18 protein-coding genes are annotated in these 16,719 nt (G+C 61.8%); 11 read left to right on the forward strand and 7 right to left on the reverse strand.

What is annotated here, in order from left to right; translation table 11 throughout:
- Positions 1–195 precede the first annotated feature (195 nt).
- The 4 genes from mscL to hemB all read right to left on the reverse strand — a co-directional run bounded on the left by mscL (position 196) and on the right by hemB (position 3,194).
- The gene (gene mscL, locus GGR30_RS10270) at positions 196–648 is read right to left on the reverse strand and encodes a large conductance mechanosensitive channel protein MscL (RefSeq protein ID WP_183485892.1); all 453 of its coding nucleotides are present in this window, start codon (positions 646–648) and stop codon (positions 196–198) included.
- 123 nt (positions 649–771) lie between these two features.
- Positions 772–1,524, reverse strand: coding sequence for an arginyltransferase (locus tag GGR30_RS10275; RefSeq protein WP_183485895.1), 753 nt, complete (start codon positions 1,522–1,524; stop codon positions 772–774).
- A 77-nt stretch (positions 1,525–1,601) separates the two neighbouring features.
- Positions 1,602–2,066 carry an RDD family protein gene (locus GGR30_RS10280; RefSeq protein WP_183485898.1) on the reverse strand — a complete coding sequence of 155 codons (465 nt, stop codon included), beginning with the start codon at positions 2,064–2,066 and terminating at the stop codon, positions 1,602–1,604.
- A 105-nt stretch (positions 2,067–2,171) separates the two neighbouring features.
- Positions 2,172–3,194, reverse strand: coding sequence for a porphobilinogen synthase (hemB, locus tag GGR30_RS10285; RefSeq protein WP_183485901.1), 1,023 nt, complete (start codon positions 3,192–3,194; stop codon positions 2,172–2,174).
- A 143-nt stretch (positions 3,195–3,337) separates the two neighbouring features.
- On the opposite strand from hemB, the gene GGR30_RS10290 reads away from it, so the two are divergent.
- From GGR30_RS10290 to nusB, 5 genes are all read left to right on the forward strand, one after another.
- Positions 3,338–3,745 (forward strand): DUF6163 family protein, encoded by a 408-nt coding sequence (locus GGR30_RS10290; protein ID WP_246413738.1) that lies wholly within the window; start codon positions 3,338–3,340, stop codon positions 3,743–3,745.
- A 131-nt stretch (positions 3,746–3,876) separates the two neighbouring features.
- Positions 3,877–5,169, forward strand: coding sequence for a L,D-transpeptidase family protein (locus GGR30_RS10295; protein ID WP_183485907.1), 1,293 nt, complete (start codon positions 3,877–3,879; stop codon positions 5,167–5,169).
- Between the two features lie 132 nt (positions 5,170–5,301).
- On the forward strand, positions 5,302–6,606 hold the full coding sequence (glyA, locus tag GGR30_RS10300) for a serine hydroxymethyltransferase (RefSeq protein ID WP_183485911.1): 1,305 nt from the start codon (positions 5,302–5,304) through the stop codon (positions 6,604–6,606).
- Positions 6,606–7,088 carry a transcriptional regulator NrdR gene (gene nrdR, locus GGR30_RS10305; protein WP_138748249.1) on the forward strand — a complete coding sequence of 161 codons (483 nt, stop codon included), beginning with the start codon at positions 6,606–6,608 and terminating at the stop codon, positions 7,086–7,088. The genes glyA and nrdR overlap by 1 nt, the downstream gene beginning before the upstream one ends.
- 149 nt (positions 7,089–7,237) lie before the next feature.
- Positions 7,238–7,702 carry a transcription antitermination factor NusB gene (gene nusB / locus GGR30_RS10310; protein ID WP_183485914.1) on the forward strand — a complete coding sequence of 155 codons (465 nt, stop codon included), beginning with the start codon at positions 7,238–7,240 and terminating at the stop codon, positions 7,700–7,702.
- A 119-nt stretch (positions 7,703–7,821) separates the two neighbouring features.
- Here the strand turns inward: nusB and GGR30_RS10315 are convergent, their stop codons facing one another.
- Together GGR30_RS10315 and GGR30_RS10320 are read right to left on the reverse strand one after the other, a co-directional pair.
- Entirely contained in the window at positions 7,822–8,673 is an 852-nt protein-coding gene (locus tag GGR30_RS10315; protein WP_210288003.1) for a DUF6920 family protein, read from the reverse strand.
- Positions 8,674–8,684: 11 nt separating this feature from the next.
- Positions 8,685–9,326, reverse strand: a complete 642-nt coding sequence (locus GGR30_RS10320; RefSeq protein WP_183485919.1) for a TetR/AcrR family transcriptional regulator — start codon at positions 9,324–9,326, stop codon at positions 8,685–8,687.
- 445 nt (positions 9,327–9,771) lie between these two features.
- Here GGR30_RS10320 and GGR30_RS10325 point away from each other — a divergent pair, with 445 nt between their 5' ends.
- On the forward strand, positions 9,772–11,907 hold the full coding sequence (locus tag GGR30_RS10325) for a sodium-translocating pyrophosphatase (RefSeq protein WP_183485921.1): 2,136 nt from the start codon (positions 9,772–9,774) through the stop codon (positions 11,905–11,907).
- A 104-nt stretch (positions 11,908–12,011) separates the two neighbouring features.
- Here the strand turns inward: GGR30_RS10325 and GGR30_RS10330 are convergent, their stop codons facing one another.
- Entirely contained in the window at positions 12,012–12,533 is a 522-nt protein-coding gene (locus GGR30_RS10330) for an outer membrane protein assembly factor BamE (RefSeq protein WP_425488349.1), read from the reverse strand.
- 299 nt (positions 12,534–12,832) lie between these two features.
- Here GGR30_RS10330 and GGR30_RS10335 point away from each other — a divergent pair, with 299 nt between their 5' ends.
- From GGR30_RS10335 to GGR30_RS10355, 5 genes are all read left to right on the forward strand, one after another.
- Positions 12,833–13,387 carry a ubiquinol-cytochrome C chaperone family protein gene (locus tag GGR30_RS10335; RefSeq protein WP_183485926.1) on the forward strand — a complete coding sequence of 185 codons (555 nt, stop codon included), beginning with the start codon at positions 12,833–12,835 and terminating at the stop codon, positions 13,385–13,387.
- Positions 13,380–13,964 (forward strand): YceD family protein, encoded by a 585-nt coding sequence (locus GGR30_RS10340; protein ID WP_343066489.1) that lies wholly within the window; start codon positions 13,380–13,382, stop codon positions 13,962–13,964. Before GGR30_RS10335 ends, GGR30_RS10340 begins: the two co-directional genes overlap by 8 nt.
- 176 nt (positions 13,965–14,140) lie before the next feature.
- On the forward strand, positions 14,141–15,187 hold the full coding sequence (plsX, locus tag GGR30_RS10345) for a phosphate acyltransferase PlsX (RefSeq protein WP_183485929.1): 1,047 nt from the start codon (positions 14,141–14,143) through the stop codon (positions 15,185–15,187).
- A 57-nt stretch (positions 15,188–15,244) separates the two neighbouring features.
- Positions 15,245–16,213: a beta-ketoacyl-ACP synthase III gene (locus tag GGR30_RS10350; RefSeq protein ID WP_183485932.1), complete on the forward strand. Its 969-nt coding sequence runs from the start codon at positions 15,245–15,247 to the stop codon at positions 16,211–16,213.
- A 103-nt stretch (positions 16,214–16,316) separates the two neighbouring features.
- Complete coding sequence (locus tag GGR30_RS10355; protein ID WP_024709611.1) at positions 16,317–16,661, forward strand: integration host factor subunit alpha; 345 nt, start codon at positions 16,317–16,319, stop codon at positions 16,659–16,661.
- The last annotated feature ends 58 nt before the right edge of the window (positions 16,662–16,719 follow it).

Genomic DNA, 16,719 nt, shown 5'->3' on the forward strand with positions numbered 1-16,719 from the left:
TCGCCTGCTTGAGCGGTCCGTCGTCATTTCATTCCTGATTGGTGCCGCCGCCTGGCGGATGATGCGGCCGCTGAAAAGCGTCCGCATCATCCGATTCGGTTTTTCGATCTGCTTGCTGAATGCCGACCGGCAAGACCAACCGGCTTATGTCTCCATAAGGCGCCGCCGGGCGCAGGCGCCGGACGTCCCGGCGTTCTACTGTCTCTGCTTCAGTGCGTCGCGGATTTCAAGCAGCACTTCGATCTCGGTGGGGCCGGGCGGCGGAGCTGCTGCCGCGGCGGCTTCTGCCTGCTTCGTGGCCTTGCGTTCGGCTGCGGCGCGCACGCGATTGATGGTCTTGACCAGCAGGAATACGACGAAGGCGATGATCAGGAAGTTGATGATCGACGTGACGAAGGCGCCGTAGGCGAAGATCGCCGCGCTGGCATCGCGCGCATCGGCAAGGCTCGCGCCTTCGGGCACCGTGCCATTCATGACGAAATACATGTCGGAAAAATCGATCCCGCCGATGATGAGGCCGATGATCGGGTCGATGATGTCTGCGACCAGCGAGCGAACGATGGCGGTAAATGCCGCGCCCACGATAATGCCGACGGCCATGTCAACGACATTGCCTCTGGCGATGAAATCCCTGAATTCCTTGAGCATGTTATCTCCGTCCTTGCCGGCCCCTTGCGTTTCGATTTGGCAAGGTTAGGCGATTGTGACGGAGGCTTCCATATTCTGTGGGTTGAAAAGAGCCGGGACGGCGACGGCGGCTTTTTTGCCGCCTTATTCCACAGGCTCTTCCACCTCGGCGCGTTCCCAACCCTTGCCGGTCAGGTGTTCCTGCGGCTGGAAGCGTTTCTTGTAGTCCATCTTCTGCGAGCCTTTGACCCAGTAGCCGAGATAGACGTAAGGCAGGCCTAGATGCTGCGCGCGCGCAACATGGTCGATGATCATGTAGCTGCCGAGGGAGCGTTTCACATAGGCCGGATTGAAGAAGGAATAGACCATCGAAAGGCCGTCGACGAGAATGTCGGACAGCGCAACGGCGACGAGTTCGCCTTCCTCGCCGATACGCCCGCTCGCGACGCGATATTCGAAAAGCCGTGTTTCCACATGGGTTTCCTCGACCATGACCGCGTAGTCATCGATGGTCATGTCGGCCATGCCGCCGCGCTGGTGGCGGCTGTCGAGATAGGTGCGGAACAGATCATACTGCTCGGTGGTTGCGATTGCCGGGCGCTCGGTTGCCGCAAGGTCGCTGTTGCGCGACATGATGCGTCTCAGGGAACGGGGCTTCTCGAATGCCCCCGCCACGATCCTGACGGACACGCAGGCGCGGCAGTTTTCACAGGCCGGGCGGTAGGCGATGTTCTGCGATCGCCGGAAGCCGCCCTGAGTCAGAAGGTCGTTCATCTCGCTGGCTCGCGGGCCGACGAGATGGGTGAAAACCTTGCGCTCGCGCTCGGCCTCAAGATAGGGGCACTGCGCCGGCGCCGTCAGATAAAACTGTGGTGAGTGCGTGGCTTGCGTGTTCATGACCGGCACAACATGCTTCGGGTTGATATCCCTAGCATGGAGCAATCAGTAAAAAGGTCAACAGTGGCTGAAGCGCTTCAGATCGCTTCTTCGCGAACGATCACGGCGCCGACCAGAAAATCATGCAGCAAACGCTTGCGATCGGTGAAAAGTCCGACCAGCAGGACGAGCGGCGTCAGCACCGAGTTGAACAGCCAGAACAGCGCCAGATGCACGGCCGCCGTCAAAAAGTCCATCCGCAGCCCGTCCGTGCGCACGATCCTGAGGCCCATGGAGCGCATGCCGAGCGAGGCCTGCGAGATGCCACCCATGGTGAAGCCGAAATAGAACACGGCAACGATGAAATAGAGCACCGGATAAAGGAAAAAGGCGAGGCCAAGCGTGGCAATGCCGACGAAGAACAGCAGCACCGCCGCCGGCACCCACAGGATCGCGATGATCAGGTAGTCGACCAGAAAGGCAAGAACCCTGCGCGACAACACGCCGGAATAGGCGGGGCTGCCGGCATTGGGTGCATAGGACATGTCGCGTTCGATGCTCATCGTGTTGGCTCACTCGTTTCAATCGGGCGAAGCCTCTGCATCGCCCTCCAAGTTTCCAATGTGGGATGGCCGTCGCCGATTGCAACGATCAAGGCCCAGTCTCCGTCACGATTTCGCCAGCTTTTCGGCAACGTCCATGGCGAAATAGGTGAGGATGCCGTCGCAGCCGGCGCGTTTGAACGACAGAAGGGTCTCCATCATCACCCGCTCGCCGTCTATGGCGCCGCGCTCGGCGGCCATGCGGATCATCGCGTATTCGCCGGAGACCTGGTAGGCGAAGACCGGTAGGCCGAAGGCCTCCTTCATCCGCCAGCAAATGTCGAGATAGGGAAGGCCCGGTTTCACCATCAGCATGTCGGCGCCTTCCTCGACGTCGAGCGCCGCATCGCGCAGCGCTTCCGTGCCGTTGGCGGTGTCGACGTAATAGCTCGCCTTGTCGCCCTTCAACAGGCCCTTGGTGGCGATCGCCTCGCGGTATGGGCCGTAGAAGCCGGAGGAGAACTTGGTCGCATAGGACATGATGCCGACATTCTGGAAACCGGCGGCATCCAGCCGCTCGCGGATCGCGCCGATGCGCCCGTCCATCATTTCCGAAGGGGCGATGATGTCGGCGCCGGCTTCGGCCTGCAGAACGGCCGCCTCGCAGATATGGTCGACGGTGGCGTCGTTGACGATCTCGTCGCCGATGAGGATGCCGTCATGGCCATGGCTGGTGAAGGGATCGAGGGCGACATCGGTGATGACGCCGACGCCGGGTGCCGCCTTTTTCACGGCGCGCGTCGCCCGGTTGATCAGATTGTCCGGGTTGAGGACCTCCGAGCCGTTCATGTCGCGCTTTTCCAGCGCGATGTTGGGGAAGGTGGCAATTGCGGGAATGCCGAGTGCCTCGGCCTTGCGGGCGGCTTCCGCCAGACGGTCGACGCTCATGCGTGAAACGCCGGGCATGGCCGGGATCGGCTCCTCGATGTTGTCGCCGGGGATGACGAAGACCGGCCAGATCAGGTCATCCACCGTCAGCCTGTTCTCGCGCACCAACCTGCGGGTCCAGTCGGCCTTGCGGTTGCGCCGCATGCGGCGGTGGCCGGTGATGCGGTCGACGAGATGGGTCTTGTCATTGGCGTCGTTCATCCTGGATCCTCCGGCATTTCAACGTCTTTGATGTTCGTCAGGCTTTTAGCACGCTGTTTCTGTCGGCAAAACAACCCAATTTGTCACATCGGCGCGCACGTTTGCGGGTTTGTCAGCGGGCGATTGGCGCGTATAAGGCGGTCATGTCCTCAGAGCCAAGTGTAACGCCCAGACCCAGTTTTTCGCAGACCGCTTTTCTGGTTTTCAAGCGGTGCATTGCCGTGTTCCTGCTTTTCCTGGCGCTTTCCAGTTGGGCGGCGCTGATTGGCTTGAGCGAGGGCGGCTCCGGGCGATTCGACCTTGTGCATGCCGACGTGCGCTTCGTCGAGGCAGTGCTCTCGGTCCTATATCCCGTGGCTGCCGCCGGGCTGTGGTTCGGTGTCGGCTGGGGCTTCGTGCTGTGGGTGCTGGGCGCAGCCGTCCAGATCGGCGCGCATAGCGCCTATCCGCATATCTTCGGCGATGCGCCGGGGCTGGCGGCCCTTCACATTCTGTTGATCGGTTTTTACGTTTCCTTCTGGGTTTACCTTGCTTTCATCCGTCAGCGCTAGGATCAGCCGCATCGGCCTGCTGCGCGGCTTTGAAAAGTGACAATAATTGGCCATATTGCTGTGCAAGGGGCATCGTTAAAGAAAAGGGGCGCGATCATTGCGCCCGCGGGACCGAACGAGATTTGGATTTCATGACAAAAGACCAAGACCAGAAAGCGCATTCCAAAACTGTGTCGCGCCGCCGTTTCATCGCTGGCGCCGCCGGCGTTCTGGCGATGCCGCATCTGGCCTCCGCGCAATCGGCCGTCGACGCTCTGATCAACACGCCCGGGCGCGGCAACTGGGACGACCAGTTCGACGCCTTCACCTCGCGCGCGCCGGCCAGCGTCAGCTCCAACCAGCCGATCCTCGGACCGAACGCGCCGGCCAATCTGATGCAGGCCATCGCTCAGTACCAGCAGATCGTCACCAGCGGCGGCTGGCCGGAAGTCCACCCCAATGTGCCGCTGCAGTTCGGCGTCTTTGATCCCTCCGTGCAGCAGTTGCGCCAGCGGCTGATCGTTTCCGGCGACCTGCCGCGCTCGGCGGGCATCTCGGATTCCTACGATTCCTATGTGCAGGGCGCCGTGCGCCGCTTCCAGGCTCGCCACGGTCTGTCGGAGACCGGCTATATCGATGAGTACACGCTGAAGGCGATCAATGTCAGCGCCCGCGTGCGCCTTGCCCAGCTGGAGACCAATCTTTCGCGCGTCGAGGACCTCGGGTCCGATCTCGGCGAGCGCTATGTTCTGGTCAACATCCCGGCAGCCTATTGCGAAGCGGTGGAGCAGAACACCGTGGCGCTGCGCAATGTCGCCATTGTTGGCCGGCCGTCGCGCCCGACGCCGATCCTCGACTCGAAGATCTTCGAAATCATCTTCAATCCGCCCTGGACCGTGCCGCGCTCGATCATCCAGAAGGATATCATGCCGCTGATGCGCAAGGATCCGAACTACCTGGTCGACAACAAGATCCGTCTCTACGACAACAAGGGCCAGGAGGTCGATCCGATGACGGTCGACTGGAACGCGGAAAAGGCGCCGAACCTGACCTTCCGTCAGGATCCCGGCCCCAACAGTGCCATGGCCTCGACAAAGATCAACTTCCACAACAAGCATGCCGTATACATGCATGATACGCCGAGCCAGTCTCTGTTCAACGATATCGTCCGTTTCGAATCGTCCGGCTGCGTGCGCATCGAGAATGTCCGCGACCTTGATGTCTGGCTTCTGAAGAACACGCCCGGCTGGGACCGCCAGCATATCGAGGAGACGATCCACAGCGGCATCTCGACGCCCGTGAACCTTGCCGATCCGGTGCCGAACCATTTCGTCTACATCACGGCATGGTCGGCGAAGGACGGCGTCGTTCAGTTCCGCGATGATATCTACAATCTCGACGGCGCGCCGGAACTGGCGCTGCAGACGACCAGCGGCATCGAATAACCCGACGCCTTCGTATTCGTGATCGAAAATGCCGCCGGCGGACCATGCTCGCCGGCGGCTTTCGTCTATTGCACGATGATGCGCCGGAGGATAGAACGCTTCCGCCCGCCTGCCACAATTGAGGAACACGCGATGACAAGCCAGACTGTGTTTACCGAGAACTTCTTCAACCGCACACTCGCCGACACCGATCCGGAAATCTTCGACGCGATCGGCAAGGAACTCGGTCGCCAGCGTCACGAAATCGAGCTGATCGCCTCGGAAAACATCGTCTCGCGCGCCGTTCTCGAGGCGCAGGGCTCGATCATGACCAACAAATATGCCGAGGGCTATCCGGGCAAGCGCTATTATGGCGGCTGCCAGTTCGTCGACATCGCCGAGGAACTGGCGATCGAGCGCGCCAAGAAGCTGTTCGGCGTCGAGTTCGCCAATGTGCAGCCGAATTCCGGTTCGCAGATGAACCAGGCCGTTTTCCTCGCGCTGCTTCAGCCGGGCGATACCTTCATGGGCCTCGACCTCAATTCCGGCGGTCACCTGACCCATGGTTCGCCCGTCAACATGTCCGGCAAGTGGTTCGACGTCGTTTCCTACGGCGTGTCCCGCGAAGACAATCTCATCGACATGGACGAGGTCGCCAAGAAGGCCGAGGAACATCGCCCGAAGCTGATCATTGCCGGCGGCACGGCCTATTCGCGCATCTGGGACTGGAAGCGCTTCCGCGAGATCGCCGATTCGGTCGGCGCCTATCTGATGGTCGACATGGCCCATATCGCGGGGCTGGTTGCCGGCGGCGTGCATCCCTCGCCGTGCCCGCATGCGCATGTTGTCACGACGACGACGCACAAGTCGCTGCGCGGTCCGCGCGGCGGCATGGTGCTGACCAATGATCCGGATATCGCCAAGAAGATCAATTCCGCCGTTTTCCCGGGCCTTCAGGGCGGACCGCTGATGCATGTAATCGCAGCCAAGGCCGTGGCCTTCGGCGAAGCGCTGCAGCCGGAATTCAAGGCCTATGCCGAGCAGGTGGTCAAGAATTCCCGCGCGCTTGCCGCCTCGCTGATGGAAGGCGGCCTGGACGTTGTTTCCGGCGGGACCGATAACCACTCCATGCTGGTTGACCTGCGCCCGAAGAACGCCACAGGCAAACGCGCAGAGGCAGCGCTTGGCCGCGCCTACATCACCTGCAACAAGAACGGCATTCCGTTCGATCCGGAAAAACCCTTCGTCACCTCTGGCGTGCGTCTCGGCGCCCCGGCCGGCACGACGCGTGGCTTCACCGAGGCCGAGTTCGCCGAGATCGGTTCGCTGATCGTTGAGGTGCTCGACGGTCTCAAGGAAGCCAATTCGGACGAAGGCAATGCGGCAGTCGAGAAGGCCGTGCGCGAAAAGGTCGTCGCGCTCACCGAGCGCTTCCCGATGTATGGTTACATGGGCTGATGCGCTGCCCGTTCTGCAATTCGCCTGATACACAGGTCAAGGATTCGCGCCCGGCGGAGGACAACACGTCCATCCGCCGCAGGCGCGTCTGTCCCGATTGCGGCGGGCGGTTCACCACCTTCGAGCGCGTGCAGCTGCGCGAGCTTGTCGTCGTCAAGAAGAACGGCCGCAAGGTGCCGTTCGACCGCGACAAGCTGGTGCGTTCCTTCGAGATTGCGCTGAGAAAACGCCCGGTCGAGCGCGAGCGCATCGAACGCGCCGTCTCCGGCATTGTCCGCCGGCTGGAGAGTGCGGGCGAACCCGAGATCCAGTCCGAGGAGATCGGGCTTCTGGTTCTCGAGGCACTGAAGAACCTTGATGACGTCGCCTTCGTGCGCTTCGCCTCGGTCTATCGCGACTTCTCGACCACCGAGGATTTCGAGGAGATCATCGCCGAGTTCTCGGCCAAGCTCGCCCGCGACAACGAGACCAGCGAGATCTGAGCGGGCGCGATTCTGCCTCCGCGAGCGCAGGGAAACAGCAAAACACTTGCAACTAACCGGCAGGCGTGGTTTAGCCGCTCGTAACGATGAGCGGGCAACAGCGCCGCTTTGAAAGACTGACCGCATCTCTTCGGAATGCGAGGAGACCCATGACGACCGAAAAGACCGCAAACCAGCGTGGCGCCGCCCGCCTTGCCGCCGTTCAGGCGCTCTACCAGATGGATCTCGCCGGCACGGCGCTTGCCGATGTGCTCGCCGAATACGAGGTCTATCGTCTGGGCAAGGAAATCGACGGCGACGTCTACCTGAAGGCCGACCCCGCCTGGTTCCGCGCGATCGTCACCGGCGTCGTCAAGGACCAGAAGATGCTCGATCCGAAGATTTCGGATGCGATTTCCGAAGGCTGGACGTTGGCACGGCTTGATTCGACGCTGCGCGCCATTCTGCGCGCCGGCGTTTTCGAGATCACGAAAAAACCCGATGTCCCGACAGCCGTGATCGTCACCGAATATGTCGAGATCGCCACCGCCTTCTTCGAGGGCGATGAAGGTAAGCTCGTCAACGCCGTTCTGGACCGGATCGCACGGCGCGAACGGGGCGAGAAAAAGGCCTGAGCGGCTGGGGGCGCCGTGCGACCATTCGGACGCACAAAGAACGCTCCAACCTTTTGAATATACGCATCGACTCCGATTCTCGGGCCGATGCGTCAGAGCCAGGCCTTTCTCCTAAAACGTCATTCGAAATCGATCCCCGTCACCCGGCCCTTCCAGAATGGTTCGGTTCGCCCTTCGCCGACCCGAGCGATGACGAAGGAATGGGGGATCATCATGCCTGCCACCGGCCGATAATCGTCGCGCTCGGAGTGTTCGCCGGAACCATGATAGGGCGTCGTCAGGTCGCCTTCCTCCGTGGCGTCGAAACTCGCCAGGCTGCCATCCTCGCGGAAGGTGGCGACCATGCTGGCCTCAAGACCGAAGCCTGTGACTGTTGCGAGCGCGCTGTGCTCGTCGACGGGGTCCCAGCGCACCGGCCCGCCGGGCAACAGGGCGACGGGAAAGAGCGGACTTTCCAAAAGCCAGCGCCTGAGCGAGATCCGGTTCAGGTCCGGTGACGCCTTTTCGTCGACGACGGTCAGCGTCGAGGCGAGTTTCGCGCGCATCTCCATCTCGCCATCGGCAAAGAAATCATAGACCCGCGCATCGATGCCGTAGGCAATCGGCGTCGTAGCGGTAAACAACAGGGCCGGGCTTGAAAGCGCGATCGTCTGTTCCGCACGCGTTGGAGCGAAACCTTCCGTCAGCGGCCGCCGGAACAGGCCTTCCTCCCTGACCGAAACAACGGAGATATCCGCATCCACGTCCCTGATGGCGAAATCGAAATAGCGTCGGACCGGAGCGGGCAGGGCCTGCATCTCGGCATCGGAGGGGCGCGGATATCCGGTTTTGGCGGCAATCATCCGCACGCTGCGTGCATGGCCGGCGATCTCGCGCCCGGTCATGACATGTGAGATGCCGATCCAGCCGATGAGCGCGACGACGAGAAGGGCAAGGCCCGTCGCCGAATATTTCAGGACACGCATGAACATGGGACTTCCTCCTAGGCTTTGGCGGCCGGATCCGTTTGCGAACCGGTCGAGATCAGGAAACGCATCAATGTGTCGACGGCGGAGATCGCGGCGTCACGGGGGTCTTCGCCGGGTTGTACCGGGGCGCGGTCGAGAAGGGTGAGCATTGCCGCGCCGTGAACCGTCGACCAGAGCAGAAAGGCTGTCTTTCCGGCTTCGGCCGCCGGCAGGTAACCGGCCGCCTGGCAGGTCCTGACGGCCTGGACAAGAACGCCGAGGCAGCGCGCCCCGGCATCGCGCTCAAAAGGACTGCCGGAAAGGCCGGCTTCCGGCGGCGGGTCGAACATCAGGCGATAGAGATTCGGGTTTTCGAAGGCGAATTGAAGATAGGCCAGGCCGCCCTCCCACAGCCGGGCGATCGGGTCCGTGCGGTGGCGCGCCGCCGTCGCAAGCTTCTGGTCGAGCATCTTGACGAATCCGGCATCATGCACTGCCTTCAACAGCGCGTTCTTGCTCGCAAAATGGGTGTAGAGCGCTGGAGCGCTACAGCCGATCTCCTTTGCGATCCGGGCAAGCGAGATGTCTTCAGCCGCGGATGTCGCCAGGAGGTCGATTGTTGCTGCGATGGCTGCCTTTTCGATCTCGATTTGCTGCTCCTTGCGTGGCCGCGCCATGGTCAGGTTCTCCGTTAATAATTTAATAGGATTAAATTAATACCATTAAATTAAAAGCGCAATGGACTTTTTTCTTTTTGTCCTGCGGGACGGCTTCAGAAGGGGCGGCGAAAGAGCGGGCGTCCGGCTGGCGGCGGGAGCGGATACCCGGTTAAATCGTTTCGTTTTCTGTCTCGCCTTTGCGATAGCGCAAAGCTTGGCCGCATTCCGCTCTCCTATTGTCAGAACGAAGCACTTGACGCCTCGCCTGGTCCACAGCACTCTCGTGTCTGCCCGCAGGGCGTGGAGGGGAAAGAGGCGTTTTGCGGTTAGAACGGTGCAGTTTCTGGCGCTGTCGTGACGGTTGTTCACGGTGGCGGCGAGGGGCGGCCGGTGAACAATTTCGGCAGGGCAGGGCGGCCAAGGCCTGTTCCGGTTCATGCCGTTGAGGGAAGGAAAGCGAGAAATGATGATATTGCTTGCCGTGATTGTCTGCGGCTTGTTGTCGATCGTGTACGCCCTTTGGGCGACGCGCTCGGTGATGGTCGCCGATCAGGGAACCCCGCGCATGAAGGAAATCGCGGGCTTTATCCGGGAGGGGGCGCAGGCCTATCTGACGCGCCAGTATACGACTATCGCAATCGTTGGCGTCGTCGTCTTCGTGCTGGCCTGGCTGCTGCTGTCCTTGACCGCCGCCATCGGCTTCGTCATCGGGGCTGTGCTTTCGGGGGCCGCCGGATTCATCGGCATGCATGTCTCCGTGCGCGCCAATGTCCGCACGGCGCAGGCTGCATCCTACAGCCTGCCGGCCGGGCTCGACATCGCGTTCAAGTCCGGCGCGATCACCGGCATGCTGGTTGCCGGCCTCGCCCTTCTTGGCGTCTCCGTCTACTACTACATCCTCACCGTCGTTCTCGGCCATGCGCCGGATGACCGCCATGTTATCGATGCGCTGGTCGCGCTCGGCTTCGGCGCTTCGCTGATCTCGGTCTTTGCCCGTCTCGGCGGCGGCATCTTCACCAAGGGTGCGGATGTCGGCGGCGACCTCGTCGGCAAGGTGGAAGCGGGTATCCCGGAAGACGATCCGCGCAACCCGGCAACGATCGCCGATAATGTCGGCGACAATGTCGGCGACTGCGCGGGCATGGCGGCCGACCTCTTCGAGACCTATGCGGTCTCTGTTGTCGCCACCATGGTGCTCGGCGCCATCTTCTTCGGCGGAACCGCCATTCTCGGCGATGTCATGCTGCTGCCGCTCGCCATCTGCGGGGTCTGCATCCTGACCTCGATCGTCGGCACCTTCTTCGTCAAGCTCGGCACCAACGGCTCGATCATGGGCGCGCTCTATCGCGGCCTGATTGTCACCGGCCTGCTGTCGATCGTCGGCCTCGGGATTGCCACCTGGCTCACCGTTGGCTTCGGTTCGCTCGGCGAGGTTGCCGGACGCAACATCACTGGCTGGGCCCTGTTCATCTGCGGCATCATCGGCCTGATCGTCACGGCGCTGATCGTCGTCATCACCGAGTATTACACCGGTACAGGCAAGCGTCCGGTGGTCTCGATCGCGCAGGCTTCGGTTTCCGGCCACGGCACCAATGTGATCCAGGGCCTGGCCGTCTCGCTTGAGGCGACCGCGCTTCCGGCAATCGTCATCTGCGGCGGCATCATCTCGACCTACCAGCTTGCCGGCCTGTTCGGCACGGGCATCGCGGTCACCGCCATGCTCGGCATAGCAGGGATGATCGTGGCGCTCGACGCCTTCGGACCGGTCACCGACAATGCGGGCGGCATTGCCGAAATGGCCGGCCTCGATCCCGACGTCCGCAAGTCGACCGACGCGCTCGATGCCGTCGGCAACACCACCAAGGCTGTCACCAAGGGCTATGCCATCGGTTCGGCCGGCCTCGGCGCGCTGGTTCTGTTCGCGGCCTATTCGAACGACCTTGCCTATTTCGCGGCGAACGGGGATACCTATCCCTTCTACGCGAACATGGGCGATATCTCGTTCTCGCTGTCGAACCCTTATGTGGTGGCCGGCCTGATCTTCGGCGGGCTGATCCCCTATCTCTTCGGCGGCATCGCCATGACGGCCGTCGGCCGCGCGGCCAGCGCCGTCGTTGCCGAAGTGCGCCGCCAGTTCAAGGAAAAGCCCGGTATCATGGGCGGGACGGAGAAACCGGACTACGGCCGCGCCGTCGACATGCTGACCAAGGCCGCGATCCGCGAGATGATCATCCCCTCGCTGCTTCCGGTGCTGGCTCCGCTCGTCGTCTTCTTCGGCGTGTGGCTGATGTCCGGCTCCAAGGCGTCTGCCTTTGCGGCGCTGGGCGCCTCGCTTCTCGGCGTGATCGTCAACGGCCTGTTCGTCGCCATCTCGATGACCTCGGGCGGCGGCGCGTGGGACAACGCCAAGAAGAGCTTCGAGGATGGTTTCGTCGATGCCGACGGCGCCACCCACGAAAAGGGCTCGGACGCCCACAAGGCCTCCGTCACCGGCGATACGGTCGGCGATCCCTACAAGGACACGGCTGGCCCTGCGGTCAACCCGGCGATCAAGATCACCAACATCGTCGCACTGCTGCTCCTGGCTGTTCTGGCCTGAGGCGCACCGAAAATCCCGGCGGAAAGCCTCCGCCGGGGCATGACAAGAAAGACCCCGCTTGCGTGACAAGCGGGGTCTTTGCGTTTGGTGGCTTTCGTTCGCGCCTACTGAACCGCGCCGCCATTGGTGGCGAAGAAGTCGCGGGCGGCGCTGCTGCCGGTGCCCTGCAGAATCTGCTGGATGAAGGTGATGTCCTTGCCGCCGGTCGGCGTGGTATCGGAAACCATGTCGACGACCTGGCCGTCCTGCATGGTGTAGCGCGCGAGCCGGTCGACGCGGCCATTGCCGTTGAGATAGACCGCCAGGATTTCCTGGTCGACGAGGCGCGGCTTCTGGAATTCGAAGCGGCGTTCCTTTCGCTGCGAGATATAGAAGAAGACCTCATTGTCGAAGGTCGCCGTCGTCGAAGGCTCGCCGAGCGTGAGCACGACCTGCTCGCGACTTGAGCCCTCCTTGACCAGTTGGAGCCGCTCGTCGTCGATGACATAGCCCTGATAGAATACGTCCTTGGTGCCGATGACGTCGGCAGTCGAGCAACTTGCGGAAACAAGCGCGACGGCAACCAGTGCACCCGCGGCAGCCGGGCGAACCGGGCTGAAATCGAAATATTGTCGGCGCGTCTTCAAGCGTCCACTCCCTGGCAAAACGTCTTTCGGGGCCAGCGGGGGGTCCCGGCAGGCCATCTTTGTTTCATTTCGCAGGCGTCGCCTCTGACGAAGGCGGGCCCGGCCGCGATTCCCGGTTGCGAGCGAACCGCGCTCAAACTACCATTGACCATGGTTCGGTTTGGGGGCACAGACCACCTGACGCCGGAATAACTCGAAGCCTCGCGTTTTCCAAATCAAATGGATAAACCAGCTTTTGCCCGGATGCAATTGTGCGGACGCTTTGCAATCAGTCGCCTTAGACAAGTAAAGAGAGTGGGATGATCCTGAGGATTTTCGGCAAGAACCGCAGTAATCGGCAGATCGTGCAGCGCCAATATGGCGTCATCACGGCGACTGCGCGCCAGCCCTGTTTTTATACGGACTACGGCGTTCCCGATACGGTGATGGGGCGTTTCGAGATGCTCTCGGTGGTGATGATCCTTTTCCTGAGACGCACCTCGAAATCATCGGAAAGCGGAAAGCAGATGGCCCAGGAGGTCGTCGACGCCTTTTTCATGGATATTGACTATTCGATTCGCGAACTCGGCGTTGGCGACAATTCTGTCCCCAAGCGGATGAAGAAGCTTGCCGGCATGTTTTATGGCCGGCTGGAACGCTATGTGCGCTGCCTGCAGCATCGCGACCTGGAGCAGCTCGCCATCGCGCTGTCTCAGAATATTCACACCGTCGAGGCCGATCACGCCGAGATGGCGGAACTTGCCCGCTGGATGCTGGAAAATGCCGACCACCTCGATCGGATCGATGAAATTGTCGTGGAAACGGGGATGGTGAGCTTCCTCGTGCCCGAAAGCATGGAGACTGGACGTGTCTGAGAAGAACGCGAACGAGAAACCGCTGCCCTTTTCGCGCCCCTTTCCGGTTGCGCGCGCGGCGGCTGTGCCGTTCGAAATGCGCCTTGAGGCGAAGGGCCAAGAGCTTGACCGCCTCGCCGATTTCCTGGACGTGGATGCCGTCACCGCCCTTGAGGGGGATCTCAGGATCACGCCGTGGCGGCGCGAGGGCGTGCGCGTGCGCGGCGATGTCAAAGCCCGTATCGTGCAGTCCTGTGTAGTGACGCTGGAACCGATCGAGACCGATCTCGCCGAGACCGTCGATGCCACCTATCTTCCGGAACATTCTCGGCAGTTCAAGCGCAAGCTGAACGAGGAGGGCGAATTGCTGGTCGATCCGGAAGGGCCTGACGATCCGGAGCCCTTTGTCGGCAGCGAGATCGATATCGCCGCCGTGGTGATTGAGGCGATCGGCCTCGCCATCGATCCCTACCCGCGAAAGCCCGGTGCTGAACTCCCGCCGGAGCCGGGTACGGATGAAGAGGAGGAAAGCGCGGAGGCGGAACGGGAATCGCCTTTCGCCGCGCTGAAGGACTGGAAGGGCGGAGGAAGCCGGTAGGCCGGCAGCGGGGATGATGAAACACCGCCCGGATTGCCCTTCGGCCCGCCGGCGCAGGACTTTCTGGCAAAACGCATGTTAATTGCTGTTTTTCCGTCGCGGCAGTTGTCTCCGGCAGCAAAAACGGTATTTTGGCCCGGCTTCTCCGGATGCGTGCAAACAGGGATCTCGAACGTTTGATTAGAATTTCCATTGATGCCATGGGGGGAGATGTCGGACCGGAAGTTGCCGTGGCAGGCGCCGCGCAGGCTCTGACGCGGCACCCCGACATCAGCTACATTCTCTACGGCCAGCAATCCGTCATCGAACCGCTTCTTGCGTCCTATCCCAAGCTCAAGGATCAGGCGCGCATCGTCGATTGCGAGATCGCCGTCGGCATGGACGAAAAACCGAGCCAGGCGCTCAGGCGCGGCCGCAATGTCTCCAGCATGTGGCGGGCGATCGAGGCCGTGAAGGAAAATGAATCCGACGTTGCCGTTTCAGCCGGCAATACCGGCGCGCTGATGGCCATGGCGATGTTCTGTCTGAAGACCATGCCCGATATCGACCGACCGGCAATTGCCGGCATCTGGCCGACGCTGAAGGGCGAGAGCATCGTTCTTGATATCGGAGCGACGATCGGCGCGGATGCCAAGCAACTTCTCGATTTCGCCCTGATGGGCGGGGCGATGGCGCGCGCGCTGTTCGAGTTGAAGAAGCCCACCGTCGGCCTGCTGAATGTCGGCGTCGAGGAGGTCAAGGGCGTCGAACAAGTCAAGGAAGCGGGGAAATTCCTGCGTGAAGCCGATATCGACAATCTCGATTATGCCGGCTTCGTCGAGGGCGACGATCTGGGCCGCGGCACGGTCGATGTCTTCGTAGTCGAAGGCTTTACCGGCAATATCGCCCTGAAGACGGCCGAAGGCACGGCGCGCCAGATTGCCCAGTATCTTCGCTCTGCCATGTCGCGCACCTTGATGTCGCGCATCGGCTACCTGTTTGCGCGCGGCGCCTTCCAGATGATGCGGGAGAAGCTCGATCCGCGGAAGGTCAATGGCGGCGTTTTCCTCGGCCTGAACGGCATCGTCATCAAGAGTCACGGCAGCACCGACGCCGAAGGCTATGCCTCGGCGATCGAAGTGGCCTACGACATGGTGCATAACGGGCTTCAGGCCAAGATCCAGCATGATCTGAGCGAATACCACGCGCGTAATGAGTCACCAATGGGGCCGGAAGCGGCCTGATGCGGCAGTGCGTGACCGGCGTGCCGGCCGCGATGCCTGCCAACAAGGAATAACGAAATGATGCGTTCTGTCGTTTGTGGTTTCGGTGCGGCGTTGCCAAAGCGCGCGGTCACCAATGACGAACTGCAGCAGCTTGTGGATACGTCTGACAGCTGGATTCAGCAGCGCACCGGCATCCGGCAGCGCTATATCGCCGGTCCGGATGAGACGACGGCCTCGCTCGGCGAGCAGGCTGCGCGCGCGGCGCTCGATAATGCCGGCCTGACGCCTGCGGATATCGACTTGATCGTGGTGGCGACCTCGACGCCCGACAACACCTTTCCGGCGACGGCGGTGAATATCCAGAACCGGCTGGGCATGGAACATGGCTTTGCCTTCGACATGCAGGCGGTCTGCTCCGGTTTCGTCTACGCGCTGACAACCGCCGACAATTTCATCCGCGCCGGCAGGGCACGGCGGGTTCTGGTGATCGGCGCGGAGACGTTTTCGCGGCTTCTCGACTGGACCGACAGGACGACCTGCGTGTTGTTCGGCGACGGCGCCGGTGCGCTTGTGCTGGAAGCCATGGAAGAACACGAGGCAGGCGCGCGCGGCATCATAGCCGCCAGCCTTCGCTCCGATGGCTCGCATTGCCGCAAGCTCTATGTCGACGGCGGCGTTTCCACCACCGGTGATATCGGTCATCTGCGCATGGAGGGCCGTGAGGTCTTCAAGCATGCCGTCGGCATGATCACCGATGTGATCGAGGCGGCCTTCGCGGAAGCGAAGATCGACATCGGCCAGCTCGACTGGCTGGTGCCGCACCAGGCCAACCGGCGGATCATCGAAGGCTCCGCCAAGAAGCTCGGCATTCCGATGGAGAAGGTCGTCGTGACCGTGGATCAGCACGCCAATACCTCGGCTGCCTCCATCCCGCTTGCCCTGGCGACGGCGGCTGGCGATGGCCGGATCAAGCGCGGCGACATGGTGATGCTGGAGGCCATGGGCGGCGGATTTACCTGGGGAGCGGTGCTTTTGCGCTGGTAATGCCCTTCGCGCAACGAAATCAGTCCTTTCACATGCTTGACCGCCTTGCCGCACAGCAATAGTGTCGTGGCCAAGGGGAACTAAAGAAAATTGGGATGCGGCAATGCCTGGCAAAACTGTGACGCGTGCGGATCTGGCCGAGTCGGTGTTCCGCAAGGTGGGACTTTCCCGCACGGAATCGGCCGAGCTGGTCGAGACTGTGATCGATGAAATCTGTGATGCGATCGTCAAGGGCGAGACGGTGAAGCTTTCGTCCTTTGCAACGTTTCAGGTGCGCGACAAGAACGAGCGGATCGGCCGCAATCCGAAAACCGGCGAGGAGGTTCCGATCTCGCCGCGCCGCGTAATGACGTTCAAGGCCTCAAATGTGCTGAAGCAGAAGATCCTGAAGGCGCATCTCAATCGCAAGCACAAGGCCGAGAAGGCCGCGCAGAAGTCGGCTTCCTGACGCACTTTTCCGCCGTCTGCCGCGAGCGGCTTGCGCCGGCGCCGTTATCGCGCTGAAA

This window comes from Martelella radicis, assembly GCF_014196625.1.
GTDB classification, from domain to species: Bacteria; Pseudomonadota; Alphaproteobacteria; order Rhizobiales; family Rhizobiaceae; genus Martelella; species Martelella radicis.

Coding starts and splice junctions, on each gene's coding strand:
- GGR30_RS10315 (WP_210288003.1), bottom strand. CDS start 8,673: ATGTTCATGCGTGTCCTGAAATATTCGGCGACGGGCCTTGCCCTTCTC.
- nrdR (WP_138748249.1), top strand. CDS start 6,606: ATGCGCTGCCCGTTCTGCAATTCGCCTGATACACAGGTCAAGGATTCG.
- GGR30_RS10325 (WP_183485921.1), top strand. CDS start 9,772: ATGATGATATTGCTTGCCGTGATTGTCTGCGGCTTGTTGTCGATCGTG.
- GGR30_RS10290 (WP_246413738.1), top strand. CDS start 3,338: ATGTCCTCAGAGCCAAGTGTAACGCCCAGACCCAGTTTTTCGCAGACC.
- GGR30_RS10295 (WP_183485907.1), top strand. CDS start 3,877: ATGACAAAAGACCAAGACCAGAAAGCGCATTCCAAAACTGTGTCGCGC.
- GGR30_RS10280 (WP_183485898.1), bottom strand. CDS start 2,066: ATGAGCATCGAACGCGACATGTCCTATGCACCCAATGCCGGCAGCCCC.
- GGR30_RS10320 (WP_183485919.1), bottom strand. CDS start 9,326: ATGGCGCGGCCACGCAAGGAGCAGCAAATCGAGATCGAAAAGGCAGCC.
- mscL (WP_183485892.1), bottom strand. CDS start 648: ATGCTCAAGGAATTCAGGGATTTCATCGCCAGAGGCAATGTCGTTGAC.
- GGR30_RS10275 (WP_183485895.1), bottom strand. CDS start 1,524: ATGAACACGCAAGCCACGCACTCACCACAGTTTTATCTGACGGCGCCG.
- GGR30_RS10335 (WP_183485926.1), top strand. CDS start 12,833: ATGATCCTGAGGATTTTCGGCAAGAACCGCAGTAATCGGCAGATCGTG.
- GGR30_RS10350 (WP_183485932.1), top strand. CDS start 15,245: ATGATGCGTTCTGTCGTTTGTGGTTTCGGTGCGGCGTTGCCAAAGCGC.
- glyA (WP_183485911.1), top strand. CDS start 5,302: ATGACAAGCCAGACTGTGTTTACCGAGAACTTCTTCAACCGCACACTC.
- hemB (WP_183485901.1), bottom strand. CDS start 3,194: ATGAACGACGCCAATGACAAGACCCATCTCGTCGACCGCATCACCGGC.
- GGR30_RS10355 (WP_024709611.1), top strand. CDS start 16,317: ATGCCTGGCAAAACTGTGACGCGTGCGGATCTGGCCGAGTCGGTGTTC.
- nusB (WP_183485914.1), top strand. CDS start 7,238: ATGACGACCGAAAAGACCGCAAACCAGCGTGGCGCCGCCCGCCTTGCC.